Below are 16,279 nucleotides of genomic sequence, written 5' to 3'. Positions count from 1 at the left end.
GGCCTCCTTCCTTGGGTTCTCAGAAACTTTGCGCCAATCGCACACCCTCATCAATAGCGCGCAATGCATCGAGTTCGGCGGCCTCCTTTGCCCCGCCGATCATCGTAACCGGGACGCCGCGCGCGGCAAGCTCTTGGGCCAGGGCCCGTTCCGGTTCCTGACCGGTACACAGCACAATTGTATCGGCTGCCATGACCGTCGGCTTTCCGTCCGCGACGATGTGCAGCCCCTCATAATCGATACGTTCATAGGTCACCCCGCCCATGGCCTCGACCCCATGTTTGCGCAGCGCGTTGCGCAGGATCCACCCTGTCGAAACACCAAGCCCTGCGCCCGGTTTCCCGGTCTTGCGCTGCAGCATGACAACTTTGCGACGCGACGGTTTCGGTGCCAGAGGGTCGCCCGCCAGGGCACCCGAGGAGACAAACTCGGGATCCACACCCCAGGTTTCGCAAAAGACGTCGGCGTTGGCGGTCTCGGCGGGTTCGGTCACTAGGAACTCGGCCACATCATGACCGATGCCCCCCGCCCCCATCACGACGACACGGTCGCCCGCCACGCGTTCACCGGAAAGAATTTCGGCGTAGGTCGCGACGCTGGGATGGTCGATACCAGGCAGGTCGGGAATGCGCGGCGTGACCCCGGTGGCGATGACCACATGGTCAAATCCGTCAAGATCGCTCGCCTCTGCCTGCTGTCCCAGACACTGTGTGACCCCGTGTTTCTGCATCTGACCGGCATAATACCGCAAGGTTTCGTCGAATTCGCCCTTGCCTGGTGCGGCGCGGGCCAGATTCAGCTGACCGCCCAACTTGTCCTGCGCTTCGAACAGCGTGACGGCGTGGCCCAACCGCGCCGCCTCGGCGGCTGTCGCCATGCCAGCTGCACCACCGCCAACGACGGCCACTTTCCTTGGCGCGTCGGTTGGCGTGTCCCGGAATTCTGTTTCGCGCCCGGCCCTTGGATTGACCAGGCATCCCACCGGCCGGTCCGAAAAGATGAAATCCAGACAGGCCTGGTTGCAGGCAATGCAGGTGTTGATGTCGTCCGCGCGGCCCTCGCGCGCCTTTTTCACGAAATGCGGATCGGCCAGAAACGGGCGCGCCATCGAGATCATGTCCGCATCGCCAGAGGCAAGTATGTCTTCGGCAATCTGGGGTGTGTTGATCCGGTTCGAGGCGACCACCGGGATCGACACGGCCGCTTTCACGTTGGCTGCCGCCTTACGCCAGGCACCGCGCGGCACCGGATAGGCAATCGTCGGCACGCGCGCCTCGTGCCAGCCAATGCCGGTGTTCAGAATATCCGCACCCGCCGCCTCGATCTTGCAGGCCAGCGCGGCGATTTCGTCCGCAGGTGCGCCGCCCTCGACAAGATCGGCGGCCGAGATCCGGTAGATAATCAGAAAATCCGGCCCGCAGCGGTCGCGTACGGCACGCACGATCTCGACCGGGAAGCGGTGCCGGTTTTCGGCGCTGCCGCCCCACGCATCGTCACGCTTGTTGGTATGTGTGACAGTGAATTCGTTGAGAAGATACCCTTCGGACCCCATAATCTCGACGCCATCAAAGCCTGCGGCCTGCGCATTGGCGGCCGCCACGGCAAAATCCTCGATGGTACGGAGAATGTCGGCTTCGGTCATTTCACGCGGGATGAACCGGTTGATCGGAGACCGAATCGGTGACGGCGCGACGCAACCTTCGATCTTTGCATACCGGCCAGCATGCAAAATCTGGGCACAGATCAGGCTGCCTTCGGCCTGCACCGCCTCGCAGATCGGGCGCAGGCTAAGCGCTTCTTCCGGGTCATCGATTCGCGGACCTTCGGGATCGAATATGCCCTCGGCATTGGGCGAAAACCCGCCGGTGACCAGAATCGCCGCCTCCCCCCGCGCCCGCTCAGAGTAAAAAGCGATCTGTTTAGCTATGCCGTCAGGCTCGGTTTCCAATCGCGTGTGCATCGACCCCATGATGACACGATTTCGCAATGTATGCTGGCCTGCGCGGATGGGCGAGAGCATGGTCCCAAAGCTCTCCGTTGGCTTATTTCCCACTGTGGGCATCCTCCTCAAAACTACGCTTGATCTGCATTCTAACATTTGTTAGATTTTTGGAAAGAAAATTTTCGCTCATGGGGAGGAGTACCCGTGCAATTCCAGCCTACAGACGATCAAAAAGCGTTTCGCGAAACCGCAAAGCGCTTCGCAACTGAAAAGCTTGCGCCCACATATCAAAAACGCGCCAGTGGCCATACATTCGACCGTGCGCTGATCAAGGAGATGGGCGAACTGGGCCTAATCGCGCCTGATTTGCCGGAAGAGTTCGGCGGGCTCGGCGAGAGCTCTGTCACCGCAGGCCTTATTGTCGAAGAGATCGCCTATGCCGATTTCAACGCAAGCTATGTGCAGCTTCTAGGCTCACTCATGGGGGGGATGGTTGCCAAGCACGCCTCCAGAGAAATTGCCTCCGAATGGGTGCCCAAGGTCGTATCCGGCGATGCCGTCATCGGTCTGGGCCTGACCGAGCCGCGTGGCGGTTCGGATGCGGCGAACCTGATTCTCAAGGCCGAGAAATCCGGCAACGGCTGGCGGCTGAACGGCGAGAAGACATCCATGAGTTTTGCCAGTCAGGCGGATGCGGCGGTAGTCTTTGCCCGTACCGGCGATCCTGACGGCGGCTCACGCGGGGTCAGCGCCTTTTTCGTCGACCTGAACCAGGAAGGCATCAAGCGCACCCATTTTGACGACATCGGCACCAAGCCTGTCGGGCGCGGGTCGGTGTTCTTTGACGATGTTTTCGTACCGGCCGAAAACATGATGGCGGAACAGGATCGTGCCTTTGGCACGATCATGGCGGGCTTTGACTATTCCCGCGCACTGATCGGGCTGGAGTGTCTGGGGGCCGCGCAAGCGTCGGTGGATGAAACCTGGGCCTACGTTCAGGAGCGCGAGGCATTCGGAGCCCCGATCGTGCAGTATCAGGGTGTCAGCTTTCCCCTGGCCGAGGCCGAGACCCAACTGACCATGATGCGCCAGCTTTGCTATTACACGCTGGACCTGCGCGACCGTGGCCTGCCCCACACCTCTCAGGCCGCCATGTGCAAATGGTACCTGCCCAAAACCGCCTGCGAGATCCTGCACCAGTGCCTGATCCTGCACGGACATTACGGCTACACCACCGACCTGCCCCACCACCAGCGCTACAACGATGTGCTCGGCTTGCAGATCGGTGACGGCACCGCGCAGATCCAGAAGCTGGTGATCGCCCGCGAGAAGGTCGGTCGCATGGCGCTGCAGTATGACAAGAAGGCGAAGGGAGCCGCCAAATGAGCGGCCCCATCCTCGTCACTTCCGAGGGCAACACCGGCATCATCGAACTTGCCCGCCCCGAGAAATTCAATTGCCTGTCACTTGACGTGCATGAGCGCATTTCTGCTGCGCGGTCGGAATTCGAGGCGAACCCGGATATTCGGGCGATCCTGATCCGGGCGCAAGGCAAGAACTTTTGCACCGGCGCCGATCTGGTGGAAGTGAAAGGTAAATTGAACGATCCCGTCGCGCTGGACCATTTCATCGCCTTTGGCATGGAAAACCTGCGTGCGCTCGAAACCTCCTCCCTCCCTGTCGTGGTGGCAGTGCAGGGGTTGTGTCTGGCCGGCGGGATCGAACTGATGCTGGCATGCGATGTATGTTTCGCGGCCGAAAGCGCCCAGTTTGGCGATCAGCACGCGCAATTCGGGCTGATTCCCGGTTGGGGTGGCTCGCAGCGGCTGACACGGTTGATGGGTCTGCGACGGGCGCTCGACCTGATGTTCTCGGCCCGCTGGCTCAAGGCTGATGAAGCCAAAGAGGCCGGGCTGGTCAACTACATCGTGCCGGATGCAGATCTGCACAAGGTGGCCCTGGAATACTGCGAGAAAATCGCCACCCGTTCACGTCCCGGCGTTGCCGAGATGAAGCGGTTGGCGCGCGAAGGCGCGGACCTTGGTATCGACCAGCAGATGCGGCTTGAGCGCGATGCCGCGGTGCGTGCACTGCCCAGCGATGACGTGGCCGAGGGCCTCGACGCATTCGAGAACCGGCGCGCCCCCAGATTCAAGGCCTGAGGACAGAACATGGATTTCACTTTGAACGACGAACAACGCCAGATTTACGAGTATGGCGGCCAGCTGGCGCAAAAGTTCGACAACGATTACTGGCTGAGACACGCGCGCAAGCACGAGTTTCCGCACGAAATGTTCCGCCAGATCGCCGATGACGGCTTCCTCGGGATCATGGTGCCCGAAGAATTCGGTGGTGCGGGCCTTGGCATGACCGAAATGGCCCTGTTCATGGAAGGCACCGCCAATCACGGCATTCCGCTTTTGATGATGGTGGTCGGCCCGACCATGTCGCTGGCCCATATCGCCAGCCACGGGAGCGAATTCCACAAGAAAGAACTGCTGCCGGCCGCCTGCCGCGGTGATATCCAGTTCTGTTTTGCTATCACAGAACCGGGCGCCGGATCGAATACGATGAAAGCCACGACACTGGCCAAGCGTAATGGCAACCGGTTCAGCCTGTCGGGGGAAAAGACCTTTATCACCGGGGCTGAAGTGTCCGATTACTGCCTCGTGGTCGCACGCACCAAGCCGCACACCGAAGTCAGCCGCAAGACTGACGGCTTTACCCTGTTCGCCGTGGATCTGAAGAAAAAGGGCGTCGACAAGCAGCGGGTGAAGATTTCGATCCCCCTGCCCGAGGAACAGTGGACCCTGTTCTTCGACGAGGTCGATCTGGGCCCCGAGGATATCGTCGGCGAAGTGGACGAAGGCTTTTCGATCCTTTTCGACAGTCTCAATCCCGAGCGCATCATCCTTGCCGCCTTGTGCTGCGGTATCGGCCGCTTCGCGCTGAACAAGGGCGTGAGTTACGCGTCTGAGCGCAATGTTTTCGGCCAACCCATCGGTGCGCACCAAGGCGTGCAGCACCCGATGGCCAAGGCTCATACAGCCATCGAAATGGCCAGCCTCATGACCCGGCGTGCGGCATGGGAGTTTGACAACAAACTGCCGGCAGGGGCGTCGTCAAACATGGCCAAATATGCCGCCGCCGAAGCCGGGATCGAAGCCGTGGACGCCGCGCTTCAGGCGCATGGCGGATCGGGATTCACCGAGGATACGGGACTATACGAGATGTACCCGCTGGTGCGCTTGTTGCGCACGGCGCCCGTGAACCGCGAGCTGTGCCTCAGCTTCATCGGCGAAAAGGTCATGGGTCTGCCGCGGTCTTATTGATCGCTCTGCCCGACATGGAGAACGACATGCAATTCGGAATGCGCTTCCGGCGGGAGGATGCCGCCGACAAGGTAAATGATCGCTTCTGGCACACGATCGAGGGCACACCGCTCGACGAGGTGCGCCGCATTCAGGAAGAGCGGCTGCGCGATCAGATGGCCTATCTCAAGGCGAACTCGACCTTCTATCAGGAAAAGTTCGCCGAGGCCGGTGTGGAATTCGACGATACCCGCACCATCGAGGACCTGCAGAAACTGCCCTATACCTACAAGACCGAGATCCGCGAGAGCTTGGCTGCGGAACCGCCCTTCGGCAAGCACCGGGCCGCAGCGATGGCCGATATCATCCAGATGCAGGCATCGTCTGGTACGACAGGCAGCCCGTCCTATGTGGCCCTGACCGAAAGCGACGCCGAGATGTGGCACGAGATGACGGCACGCTGTTTCTTTGCCAACGGTGTGCGGCCAGGCGATATGGCCCTGCATGCGTTTTCGCTGGCCAAGGGTTTTGTTGGCGGCATTCCCGTTGTCCAAGGCCTGCAATACATGGGCGCGATCGACGTGCCGGTCGGGGCCGATGGTGGTGCCGAGCGGCTGCTGCGCGCCTGCGCCGACACCCGTCCGCGCTGCATCGTCGGTGCCCCGAATTTCGTGCTGCACCTGGCAGAGATAGCGCCCGAAGTGCTGGGCTGCAAGGCCAGCGAACTGGGAGTCGAACGCGTGATCGTGGGCGGTGAACCGGGCGGCGGCATCCCCTCGATCCGCGCCAAGATCGAAAAGGCCTGGGGCGCAAAATGCACCGAGATGCTGGGTGGCACCGATCTGGGCGTAACCTACTGGGCCGAATGCGACACCCAGACGGGAATGCACATGGTCAACATGGACTATATCATCACCGAGCTTCTTGATCCCGAGACCGGCAAGATCATCCCCTGGGAAAAGGGTGCCGAGGGCGAGATGATCTATACCGCGCTTGGCCGCCAGGCCAGCCCGTTGGTGCGGTTCCGGTCAGGCGACTACATCGAGGTCATCGACACTGAATGTTCCTGCGGCCGCACCGGCCCCAAGATCCGTTGCACCGGGCGCACGGATGACATGCTGATCGTTCGCGGGGCCAATGTCTTTCCGTCCGCAATCAACAGCGTGATCACCGAGATGGTGCCTGAAACCAACGGTGTCATGCGCATCGTGGCCGATTTCGAAGGCCACACGACACAGGGCGCGCTGATCGTGATCGTCGAACGCGGTCCCGGTCGCGATCCGGTCGATGATCCCGCGCTGAAGAAAAAAATCGAGCAGCGCCTGCGCGATTCCCTTGTCTTCAAGGCTGACGTTCACCTGGTCGCGCCCGACACTTTCGAAAAACCCGGTGCTGCTAAAGTCGCCTTCGTTCTGAGAGAATATCCCGACCTGCCATGACACGAATGAAATCCCTTCTTGACACCGGGTCTAATGACTTCCGGGAAAACGACGCGCAGTATCGCGCAAAGATTGCCGAACTGCACGCCCTTCGCTTGACCCAACGCGTCGGGGGCCCCGAAAAGGCACGCGAACGGCATGTGAAGAAAGGCAAGATCCTGCCGCGTGAAAGGATCGAACGGCTGATCGATCCCGGCACGCCCTTTCTTGAAGTCGGAGAGCTTGCCGGGCTGAACCAATATGATGGTGTGCCCCCGGGTGCCGGCATCATCACCGGAATTGGCGTGATCGAGGGCCGCCAGTGCATGATCATCGCCAATGATGCCACCGTTAAGGGTGGCACCTATTTCGGCATGACATCTCGCAAACATGTGCGCGCCCAGAAGTTCGCCTGGAAAAACCGCCTTCCGGTCATCACGCTCGTCGATTCCGGCGGTGCTTTCCTTCCGGACCAAGAAAACATCTTTCCCGATGAAGGCCAGTTCGGTTCGATCTTTCACCAGCAGGTTGGGATGTCAGGCGATGGTATCCCGCAGATCGCCGTGGTCATGGGCCCCTGCACCGCTGGCGGTGCCTATATTCCCGCGCTCTGCGATGAGATTGTGATCGTGCGCGGCCAAGGCTTCATGTATCTGGGCGGGCCGGAACTGACTTTTGCCGCGACAGGCGAAAAGGTTGACGCCGAGACACTGGGTGGCGGCAAGATGCATTCGTCCGTCTCCGGCGTGACCGACCATTTGGCTGAAGATGACGCCCATGCTCTGGCCATCACGCGCGAAATTGTCAGCCATCTTGGCGAAAAACCCCAACCCCGCAAGACGCCCGAAGCGCCCCGTGCGCCCGCCTACCCGGTCGAAGAGATTTATGGACTCATCAGCCGCGACCCCAAGGTACCGACCGACAACCGCGAAATCGTGGCTCGGTTGGTCGATGAGAGCAATTTTCACGAGTTCAAGCCGCTTTACGGCGACACGCTCATGACCGGTTGGGGCCGCATCCATGGCCACGAGGTCGGCATCCTTGCCAATACCGGCGTGCTTTTCGTCGAGGCCGCACTGAAGGCCACACATTTCATTAATCTCTGCGTGCAGCGTGACATTCCCTTGCTGTTCCTAGCCGACGTGAATGGCTTCATGGTGGGCCGTGAAGTCGAGCAGATGGGCATCGCCAAGGCGGGTGCCAAGATGATCACCGCTATGTCCTCGGCCCGGGTGCCAAAGTTCACGATCATAACCGGCGGTTCTTACGGGGCGGGGTATCTGGCCATGCTGGGCCGCCCGTTCCAGCCTGACGCGATGTTCGCCTGGCCTACGGGCCGGGCAGCCATCATGGGGCCGGAACAAGCCGCCAGTGTGTTGGCGCAGGTCCGTGCGCAGATCAACGAACGCGAAGGCAAGAGCTGGACGCCTGAGGAGGAGGAGGCATTCAAGGCTCCTATCCGTAAGGAATACGAAGACTTCCAAGGCGCCTATAATTTCGCATCGAACCTCTGGATCGACAGTGTGATCGAGCCTTGTGAAACCCGCGACGTGATGGCGTTGATGCTGGATGTCACCTCCCGCAGGCCCAAAGACGAAACCAACTTTGGCGTGTTCAGGATGTGAGGGCGAGCCATGAAGATCAAGACGCTTCTCATTGCCAACCGCGGCGAAATTGCCTGCCGGATCGCGCGCACCGCGCGGGCCAGTGGCATTGCTCCTGTGGGCGTACATTCCGTGGCGGACGCCAATGCCCTTCATGTCCGTGAGATCGGCCAATCCGTCTGTATCGGCGGCGGACCGGCCTCCGAAAGTTACCTGAAGACCGACGCGGTGATCGATGCCGCGCGCTCGGTGGGCGCGGATGCAATTCATCCCGGCTACGGATTCCTGGCCGAGAACCCCGACTTTGCCCGCGCCGTCGAGGCCGCTGGCATGACCTTCATGGGGCCGACACCGGAAACGCTGGAACGTTTCGGTGACAAGGCCAGCGCCAAGGACGCGGCTGTGGCCGCTGGCGTGCCGGTGATCTCGGGCGCCGAAGGCGCACGGTCCGACCCGACCGAAATTGCCACCGAGGTGCGCAAGATGGGCCTGCCGGTCCTTTTGAAGGCGGTCGGTGGCGGTGGCGGGCGCGGCCAGCGGCTGGTGACCGACGAAGCCACGCTGACAGAAGACATCGAGGGCGCGCTGCGCGAGGCGAAATCAACCTTCGGTTCCGAAGGGCTCTTGCTGGAACGTTTCCTACCCGAGGCGCGCCATGTCGAAGTGCAGATCGCAGGCGACGGCAAGGGCCATGTGGTGCATCTGTTCGAACGCGATTGCACGCTTCAGCGTCGTCACCAGAAGGTCATCGAAGAGGCACCGGCCTGGGGCCTGCCCCGGACACTGCTGGACGAGATCGCGCATGACGCGGTGCGCTTGGGCGAAACGCTGGATTATCGCGGGCTGGGTACGGTCGAATTTCTGGTCGCGGGGGACGAATATTTCTTTCTTGAGGTGAACCCGCGCATTCAGGTAGAACATCCCGTCACCGAAGCGATCACCGGGCTGGACCTTGTCGCGCTTCACCTGCGCATTGCCGAAGGCGCGGGCCTCGGGCTGGTGCAGGACGACCTCAAGATCAACGGACACGCGGTCGAAGCGCGGCTCTATGCCGAAGATCCAGCGATGCATTTCGCCCCCTCGACCGGCACCTTGACAACGCTCAGCCTGCCGTCGGGCCTGCGTATCGACAGCGGCGTCGAGGAAGGCGATGCCGTCACGCCCTACTACGACCCGATGATCGCTAAGCTGATCGTACACGCGTCCGATCGGGAAACTGCACTGGCACGTCTGGCCACCGCGCTTGACCATGTCGCGGTCGAAGGTGTCGAAACCAACCGGTCCTTTCTGAGCGCGCTGGCCCGCGACCCCGATTTTGAAAAGATGCAGGTGCACACCCGCTGGATCGACGGCCGCATCGACGCGCTGACGCAACCTGTCCCCCCTGCCCGGCCCGCGCTGTGGAAATCAGCGGCCGCGACGCTGTTCGTGGCTGCGGGACGGCAGGATGCGGCGGCCGAACCATGGGCCAATCGCGACACCTTCACGGGCTGGCGGTTGGGTCTTGGCGGCGACGCTCTCGAAGCGGGACAGCGCGTGACGCTGACGGGCGCGGATGGTGTCTCGGAAGAACTGCGTGTGGGCCCAGTCAAACCCGGACACCGATACACCGTTTTGGCGGAAGATGGTGCCGCTATCACCCTGAGTGCACGGGAAATCGCACCAGGCCGCTGGCGCTTTGGCGAAGGCGATGCAGTCTTCGTGATCGACGCCCGGCTGCATGCCGGTGTGATCGAAATGGATACGCCCGAAGGCCGCCTGGTCTTTCATCCGGCCGCACCGCTTGATTTCGCGGGCGCAGACGCGGTGGCGGATCGCGCCGTGGCATCCCCGCTCACCGGTATGATTGTCGAGGTCAAGGTCACTGAGGGACAATCCGTTTCCGAAGGCGACATCGTCGCCGTCATGGAATCCATGAAACTTGAAATCTCGATCCGCGCAGCAGCTGCCGGCATCGCCACCAATATCACCGTCTCGAATGGGGACATGGTCGACCGCGGCCAGGTCATCGCCGAGATTCTGCCATTTGAGGAGTGACCAAATGAGCGACTTTCCCAAATTCGTCGAATTCCGCGAGGAAGGCCCGCGCGAGGGATTCCAGATCGAAAAAAAGATCTATCCGATCGAAGAGCGGATCGAACTGATCGACATGCTCAGCGAAACCGGTCTGAAGCGCATTCAGGTCGGCAGTTTCGTCAGCCCGAAATACGTGCCGCAGATGGCAGACACCGGAGAGTTGTTCCAGCGTATCAAGCGCAAGCCGGGCGTGAATTACACCTCTCTGTGGCTGAACGACAAAGGGTTTCGCAAGGCGCTGACGGCGCATGAGGTCGATATCGACCCGCGCTTGTTGTTCTATCCTTCCGAAAAGTTTGCCCAAGCCAACAACAACTGCTCGTCCGCCGAAATGCGGGAAAAACAACGCGACTGGGTGCGCCTTTACAAGGAAGAGGGCTATACCGTCGATGCAGCCTATGTGATGACCGCCTTCGGCTGCAACTACGAGGGCGAAATCCCGCAAGAGCGCATTCTGGACGATTTCCGGTTCATTCTGCAATTGTGCGAGGAAGAGGACATCCCCGTGCCGATCCTCGTGGTCGCCGACACAATGGGCTGGGGGAACCCCGAGGCAGTCAAACGCATGATCGGCGCGCTGCGCGAGATGGCGCCCGAGGCGCGCATCGGTATGCACATCCATGACACGCGTGGACTTGGCATCGCAAATGTCCATGCGGCCCTGTCGATGGGTGTTGACATGTTCGAAAGCTCGGTCGCCGGTCTTGGTGGCTGTCCTTTCGCGGGCCACGGCCACGCGCGGGCCGCAGGAAATGTCTGCACCGAGGATGCGGTGTTCCTGTGTCACGAGCTCGGCATCGAAACCGGCATTGATCTGGACAAGCTGATCGCAGCGGCGGTCAAAGCGGAAGAGATCATCGGCGTGCCGCTCATGGGCCGGGTCATGCATACCGGCGGGTTGGACAAATACCGTAACGCAAGCTGAGGAGGGAAGAAGATGACAAAAGCACTTGACGGCAAGGTTGTTCTTGTCACCGGCGCGGGTGGCGGTATCGGGCGTGATATTGCGCTGATGGCTGCGGCGGAAGGCGCTGCGGTGGTTGTCAATGATCTGGGCGCATCGCTGAAAGGCACCGGTCAGACCGAAACTGCGGCGCAGAAAGTCGTCGAAGAAATCAGGGCCGCAGGGGGCGATGCTATTGCTGATGGCGGCTCGGTCACTGATCCCGATGCCGCCCGCGCGATGATCGAAGCCGGGGTCAAGGAATTCGGCCGCATCGACGCCGTTGTGAACAACGCCGGCATCCTGCGCGACGGGTTCTTCCACAAGATGACCTACGAGGATTTCGACGCAGTCGTGAAGGTTCATCTTTACGGCGCCTTCAACACCAGCCGTGCTGCGGCGGATTATTTCCGCGAACAGGAAGGCGGCGCTCTGGTGCACATGACCTCGACCTCGGGACTGATCGGCAACTTGGCCCAGGCCAACTATGCGGCGGCAAAGCTGGGCATCGCGGCCTTCTCGAAATCGGTGGCGCTGGACCTCAAGCGTTGGAACGTGCGTTCGAACTGCATCGCACCCTTCGCCTGGAGCCGGATGATCTCGTCTATCAAGACTGACACCCCGGAACAGGTGGCCCGGGTCGAAAAGCTGAAACAGATGACACCGGCCAAGGTGGCGCCGATGGCCTGTTTCCTGATGTCCGACAAGGCCGAGGGTGTCAGCGGACAGATCTTTGCGGTGCGCAACAACGAGATTTTCCTGTTTAACCAGCCCCGCCCGGTGCGCTCGGTCCATTCCGGCGACGGCTGGACCGCCGATGAAATCGCCGAGCGCGCTATTCCTGCGATCAAATCGCAATTCACGCCGCTCGAAGTATCGGCGGACGTCTTTTCGTGGGATCCGGTCTGATGGGAAAACGCAAGGACAAACTGACCTCCGACATCGCCTGGAGCACCGCCGACAGGATCAGCGTGCGAGGGCTGGACCTGCCGAGCGAGATCCTGGGCCACATGAACCTGGGCGATCTGGCGTTTCTGCAACTGACCGGTCGCAAAGCCACGCCCGAGGAAAGCCGGGTGTTCAACGCCATCGTCATCACGCTGGTCGAACATGGCATCACGCCGTCGGCTATCGCGGCGCGCATGACCTATATGGGCGCGCCGGAATCGCTCCAGGCCGCTGTGGCTGCCGGGCTTTGTGGGCTGGGCACGGTCTTTGTCGGCTCGATGGAGGGCGCGTCGAAGATGCTTTACGCGGCGCTGCCGCAGGACAAGCTGGACACCGGCGCGGATTTGGATGCGATCGCGCTGGAAACGGTCGAGAAGTTCCGCGCCCGCCGCGCCATCGTGCCCGGTCTGGGCCATCCGGTGCACAAACCGGTTGATCCGCGCACTCCGCGACTGTTTCAGATCGCGGCCGAAAACGGCAAATTGGGCGAATATATCGCGCTGATCCAGAAAATTCAGGAGGTGGCCGAGGCGAAATCGGGCAAGATGCTGCCGATCAACGCCACCGGCGCGATTGGCGCGATCTGCTGTGAATTCGGCTTCCCTTGGAAGATCGTGCGCGGCTTTGGCGTGATGGCCCGGTCCATCGGGCTGGTCGGTCATATCCTGGAGGAAAGCGAAAATCCGATTTCCTATGACATCTGGCAGAGGGTTGAAGAGGAAATCCTGGAAACCAGCGGGCCGGGGACGCCTTGAGAATATGCAAACCTCGGCACCCGACACCCATAACGATCTGCGCGACGCGCTGCGCGCACTTTGCGCGCAGTTCCCGCCTGAATACCACCGCCAGCATGGCGCGGACGAAACCTATCCTGAAGAGTTTGTCGAGGCCCTGACCCGCGAGGGCTGGCTTGCCGCGATGATCCCCGAGGAATATGGCGGCTCGGGCCTTGGCCTGACCGAGGCCTCGATCATCATGGAAGAGGTCAATCGCGGCGGCGGCAATGCCGGCCATTGCCACGGGCAGATGTACAACATGGGCACGCTTCTACGGCATGGGTCGGACGAGCAGAAGCAGAAATACCTGCCCGGTATCGCCAGCGGCGATCTGCGCCTGCAATCCATGGCCGTGACCGAACCCACAACCGGCACGGACACCACCAAACTGAAGACCACCGCGGTCAAGAAGGGTGACCGGTATGAGATCAATGGCCAGAAGGTCTGGATCAGCCGTATCCAGCATTCTGACCTGATGATCCTTCTGGCCCGCACCACGCCGCTGAGCGAGGTCAAGAAAAAGTCGCAGGGCCTGTCGATCTTCATGGTCGATCTGAAAGAGGCCGTCGGCAACGGCATGGAGGTTCGCCCCATCGCCAATATGCCCGGGCACGAGACCAACGAGCTGTTCTTTGACAATCTGGAGATTCCGGCGGAAAACCTGATCGGCACCGAAGGGCGCGGGTTCTACCATATCCTCGACGGGCTGAATGCCGAACGGACCCTGATTGCGGCGGAATGTATCGGTGATGGATACTGGTTCGTTGACAAGGCCCGCGCCTATGCCGGCGACCGCGTGGTCTTTGACCGTCCCATCGGCCAGAACCAGGGCGTGCAATTTCCTATCGCCAGGTCCTATGTGAACATCGAGGCCGCCAATCTGATGCGCTTTGAAGCCTGCAGGCGGTTCGATGCCGGGCTGGATTGCGGAGCGCAGGCGAATATGGCCAAGCTGCTGGCTTCGGAGGCCAGCTGGGAAGCGGCCAATGCCTGCATCCAGACCCATGGCGGCTTCGGGTTCGCGCGGGAATACGATGTCGAGCGCAAATTCCGCGAGGCCCGGCTGTATCAGGTGGCCCCGATCTCGACTAACCTGATCCTGTCCTATGTCGGCGAGCATATCCTCGGCATGCCACGATCCTTCTGAGGCCAGAAACATGGGTGAGATCGACCTTGACGCGCTGGCGCCCTGGCTGGGACGCACCGAGACCAAGGAAGATGTTCTGACGCAGGGGTTGATCGACAAATTCCGCGCCACGCTCGGTCCGCATCTTTGGGACGGAGCGGGCGATGTCCCGCTGGGGATTCATTGGTGCATTGCCCTTGATACCGTGCCAGCTGCCGCCCTGTCAGAAGACGGCCATGCCGCGAGAGGTGGATTTCTGCCCCCTGTTCCGCTGCCCGCCCGCATGTGGGCTGGCGGCGATGTTACGCATATCGCGCCGCTGAAAACCGGCGAAACCATCACCCGCCGCTCGTCGATCAGGGATACTGTGGCCAAGCAGGGCCGCAGTGGACCATTGGTCTTTGTGATCGTCGAACATGAGTATCTGAGTGGCAACCGGCTTTGTATCCGGGAGCAGCAAACGATCGTTTATCGTGAAATTTCCGCCCCTCGGACGGTCGAGAGCGCACCTGACGCGGGTGACCCCGCCACGCTCAGATCGATCCTGACCCCGGATCCTGTTCTGCTGTTTCGCTATTCGGCACTGACGTTCAATGCCCATCGCATTCACTATGACCACATCTACGCCACCGAAACCGAAGCCTATTCCGGGCTTGTTGTGCATGGCCCCTTGCAGGCCACGCTGCTTCTGAATCTGGCGGCGGATGCGTTGAAAACATCGCCCAACCGGTTTTCGTTCCGCGGACTCGCGCCGCTCACCCTGCCCTGCGAATTGCAACTGCACAGCCTCAAAACCGACGCCGGTGGAACGGTCTGGTGCCAGGACCAAACAGGCCTGCGCAGTTTCTCGGCTGACTTTTCAGATATGTAGTCGGACTTGGTTGGGCCATCTGAAGGCGTCGGGTCGGGAATGAGGGCTATCCCCTCTTGCTCGATTGCACAGATACCACTGGCTGCGGGTCAGATCGACCTTGCGTTGCGGGTCCTGCGGCGGCTTCGGACCGATCAAGGGTTTCAGTTTTCAACCGTTCTTTTTTACCCGATAATAAAGCACTGGCACGATGATGATCGTGAGCGCCGAAGACACGCCGGTTCCAAAGATCAGGCTGATCGCAAGCCCGCCAAACACCGGGTCGGTCAGCATGATGGCCGAGCCGAGGATGACGGCAAGCGTGGTCAGAAGGATCGGGCGCGCCCGGACGACTCCGGCCTGATAGGCCGCCTCCTGCAGCGCCATGCCCTGGCTCTGGTTTTCACGGATAAAGTCGATGATCAGAAGCGAGCTGCGGATCGCCACCCCGGCCAACGCAATGATCCCAACCATCGAGGTGGCTGAAAAATCGGCCCCCATGATCCAGTGGCCGGGGAATACGCCGATCATCCCCAAAGGAACAGCGGCCATCGCCACAAGCGGCGTCATGAACGACTGATAAGTAACGGCCCGATTGAGGCCGCCTGCCTGACGAAGGCAGGGCGCGCTAAGACACGTGCATAAAGACGTATTATGCACGTGTCTTAGCGGGAGAGGCCATGCTGGGCGAAGTTCTGGGCGTTGAGCGACGCCGGCGGTGGAGTGACGATGAGAAGCTCGAGATCTTGCTTGAGGTGGGTGTTGGCGGGGCCTCGGTCACGCAGGTTGCCCAAAGATACGAGCTCACGCGGTCGCAGATCTACGGCTGGCGCCGTGACCTGAGGAAGAAGGGGCTGTGGTCACCGGATCGCGGGGCGGTTTTCCTACCGGTTGATTTCGGCGCAATGTCCGAACCCGCACAATCCCCTACGCCGTCTCGGCCGGTCCTTGTGGAACTACGACTTGCCAATGGTCGCTGCCTCCGTTTCGACAGCAGCATGGATGGCGAGGCCCTGACCCGGCTGATCCGGGCGGTGGATGCCGCATGATCGGCCCAGGCACCGGGGTCCGCGTCTACCTTGCTTGTGGCGCGACCGACATGAGGAAGGGGATTGCAGGGCTATCCGCTCTAGCGCAGGACGTGCTGCGCCAGAAGCCCGCGAGCGGCGCGGTCTTCGCGTTCCGGGGGCGCAAAGGTGATCGGCTAACAGGCCGCTGAAAAAGTCTGCAGTGAGGAAGGGTTTCCCTTGAGCAGGAGCTCGATGCAGCCTGGTTTGCGAACCGG

The 16,279-nt window shown here is 61.2% G+C and carries 15 protein-coding genes; 13 read left to right on the top strand and 2 right to left on the bottom strand.

Annotation, left to right across the window (positions count from 1 at the left end; genetic code table 11):
• Positions 1-19 precede the first annotated feature (19 nt).
• Complete coding sequence (locus OE747_RS19225) at positions 20-2,020, bottom strand: FAD-dependent oxidoreductase (RefSeq protein WP_263830127.1); 2,001 nt, start codon at positions 2,018-2,020, stop codon at positions 20-22.
• Between the two features lie 126 nt (positions 2,021-2,146).
• On the opposite strand from OE747_RS19225, the gene OE747_RS19220 reads away from it, so the two are divergent.
• The 11 genes from OE747_RS19220 to OE747_RS19170 are packed head-to-tail and all read left to right on the top strand — an operon-like array spanning position 2,147 to position 15,015.
• Positions 2,147-3,328: an acyl-CoA dehydrogenase family protein gene (locus tag OE747_RS19220; RefSeq protein WP_263830126.1), complete on the top strand. Its 1,182-nt coding sequence runs from the start codon at positions 2,147-2,149 to the stop codon at positions 3,326-3,328.
• Positions 3,325-4,104, top strand: coding sequence for an enoyl-CoA hydratase/isomerase family protein (locus tag OE747_RS19215; protein WP_263830125.1), 780 nt, complete (start codon positions 3,325-3,327; stop codon positions 4,102-4,104). Before OE747_RS19220 ends, OE747_RS19215 begins: the two co-directional genes overlap by 4 nt.
• A gap of 9 nt (positions 4,105-4,113) precedes the next feature.
• Positions 4,114-5,274 carry an acyl-CoA dehydrogenase family protein gene (locus OE747_RS19210; protein ID WP_263830124.1) on the top strand — a complete coding sequence of 387 codons (1,161 nt, stop codon included), beginning with the start codon at positions 4,114-4,116 and terminating at the stop codon, positions 5,272-5,274.
• Between the two features lie 26 nt (positions 5,275-5,300).
• Complete coding sequence (locus tag OE747_RS19205) at positions 5,301-6,692, top strand: phenylacetate--CoA ligase family protein (RefSeq protein WP_263830123.1); 1,392 nt, start codon at positions 5,301-5,303, stop codon at positions 6,690-6,692.
• Entirely contained in the window at positions 6,689-8,296 is a 1,608-nt protein-coding gene (locus tag OE747_RS19200; protein ID WP_404818341.1) for an acyl-CoA carboxylase subunit beta, read from the top strand. Before OE747_RS19205 ends, OE747_RS19200 begins: the two co-directional genes overlap by 4 nt.
• Before the next feature lie 9 nt (positions 8,297-8,305).
• Positions 8,306-10,312 (top strand): acetyl/propionyl/methylcrotonyl-CoA carboxylase subunit alpha, encoded by a 2,007-nt coding sequence (locus OE747_RS19195; RefSeq protein ID WP_263830121.1) that lies wholly within the window; start codon positions 8,306-8,308, stop codon positions 10,310-10,312.
• A 4-nt stretch (positions 10,313-10,316) separates the two neighbouring features.
• Positions 10,317-11,276, top strand: a complete 960-nt coding sequence (locus OE747_RS19190) for a hydroxymethylglutaryl-CoA lyase (protein ID WP_263830120.1) — start codon at positions 10,317-10,319, stop codon at positions 11,274-11,276.
• A gap of 12 nt (positions 11,277-11,288) precedes the next feature.
• Positions 11,289-12,203 carry an SDR family NAD(P)-dependent oxidoreductase gene (locus tag OE747_RS19185; protein ID WP_263830119.1) on the top strand — a complete coding sequence of 305 codons (915 nt, stop codon included), beginning with the start codon at positions 11,289-11,291 and terminating at the stop codon, positions 12,201-12,203.
• The gene (locus OE747_RS19180; RefSeq protein ID WP_263830118.1) at positions 12,203-12,997 is read left to right on the top strand and encodes a citryl-CoA lyase; all 795 of its coding nucleotides are present in this window, start codon (positions 12,203-12,205) and stop codon (positions 12,995-12,997) included. The genes OE747_RS19185 and OE747_RS19180 overlap by 1 nt, the downstream gene beginning before the upstream one ends.
• Before the next feature lie 4 nt (positions 12,998-13,001).
• On the top strand, positions 13,002-14,165 hold the full coding sequence (locus OE747_RS19175; RefSeq protein WP_263830117.1) for an acyl-CoA dehydrogenase family protein: 1,164 nt from the start codon (positions 13,002-13,004) through the stop codon (positions 14,163-14,165).
• A 10-nt stretch (positions 14,166-14,175) separates the two neighbouring features.
• Positions 14,176-15,015, top strand: a complete 840-nt coding sequence (locus OE747_RS19170; RefSeq protein WP_263830116.1) for an FAS1-like dehydratase domain-containing protein — start codon at positions 14,176-14,178, stop codon at positions 15,013-15,015.
• 150 nt (positions 15,016-15,165) lie between these two features.
• On the opposite strand, the gene OE747_RS19165 is transcribed toward OE747_RS19170, so the two are convergent.
• Positions 15,166-15,654, bottom strand: a complete 489-nt coding sequence (locus OE747_RS19165; RefSeq protein ID WP_263830115.1) for an efflux RND transporter permease subunit — start codon at positions 15,652-15,654, stop codon at positions 15,166-15,168.
• Between the two features lie 20 nt (positions 15,655-15,674).
• Here OE747_RS19165 and tnpA point away from each other — a divergent pair, with 20 nt between their 5' ends.
• Together tnpA and tnpB are read left to right on the top strand one after the other, a co-directional pair.
• Complete coding sequence (gene tnpA, locus OE747_RS19160; RefSeq protein WP_263830114.1) at positions 15,675-16,043, top strand: IS66-like element accessory protein TnpA; 369 nt, start codon at positions 15,675-15,677, stop codon at positions 16,041-16,043.
• Positions 16,040-16,213 (top strand): IS66 family insertion sequence element accessory protein TnpB, encoded by a 174-nt coding sequence (gene tnpB / locus OE747_RS19155; RefSeq protein WP_263830113.1) that lies wholly within the window; start codon positions 16,040-16,042, stop codon positions 16,211-16,213. The genes tnpA and tnpB overlap by 4 nt, the downstream gene beginning before the upstream one ends.
• Positions 16,214-16,279 lie beyond the last annotated feature (66 nt).

This window comes from Ruegeria aquimaris, assembly GCF_025751555.1.
Classification (GTDB): Bacteria; Pseudomonadota; Alphaproteobacteria; order Rhodobacterales; family Rhodobacteraceae; genus Ruegeria_B; species Ruegeria_B aquimaris.
Note: the sequence above shows the minus strand (reverse complement) of the source record. Positions and strands in the feature narration are given on the sequence as shown.